The sequence below is a fragment of the Corallococcus sp. RDP092CA genome (genome assembly GCF_041903675.1).
Taxonomy (GTDB): Bacteria; Myxococcota; Myxococcia; order Myxococcales; family Myxococcaceae; genus Corallococcus.
Genome location: NZ_JAYESI010000128.1, coordinates 1 through 429 on the forward strand (window position 1 = coordinate 1; position 429 = coordinate 429).

Here is a 429-nt window from a genome sequence, read left to right on the forward strand (position 1 = left end):
AGAGAGGCAGCAGCAACTCCAGGACGGCGATGTCGAAGGAGAGCGTGGTGACGGCGAGCAGGACGTCCTGGGCGCCCAGGCCCGGGGCCTCCTGCATGGAGCCGAGGAAGTTCACCACCGCGCGGTGCGGCACGCGCACGCCCTTGGGCTTGCCCGTCGAGCCCGACGTGTAGATGACGTACGCCACGGTCTCCGGAGACGCGTCCTGCGCCGGGAGCGCGGACTCCGGCTGCGAGGCCGTGTCCTCGATGAGCAGCGGCTTCACGCTCGTGGACGGCAGGGACGCCACCAGCGCCTGCTGCGTGAGGATGGTGGAGAGCTTCGCGTCCTCGACCATGAAGGCCAGCCGCTCGGGTGGGAAGCCGGGGTCGAGCGGGACGTAGCCGGCGCCTGCTTCGAGGATGCCCAGCAGGCCCACCACCATGTCCA

At 70.4% G+C, this 429-nt stretch carries 1 protein-coding gene; it reads right to left on the reverse strand.

Annotation, left to right across the window (positions count from 1 at the left end; all coding sequences use genetic code 11):
* The coding region (locus U8525_RS34475) for an AMP-binding protein (RefSeq protein WP_374270972.1) at positions 1-429 on the reverse strand (429 nt) is incomplete at both ends.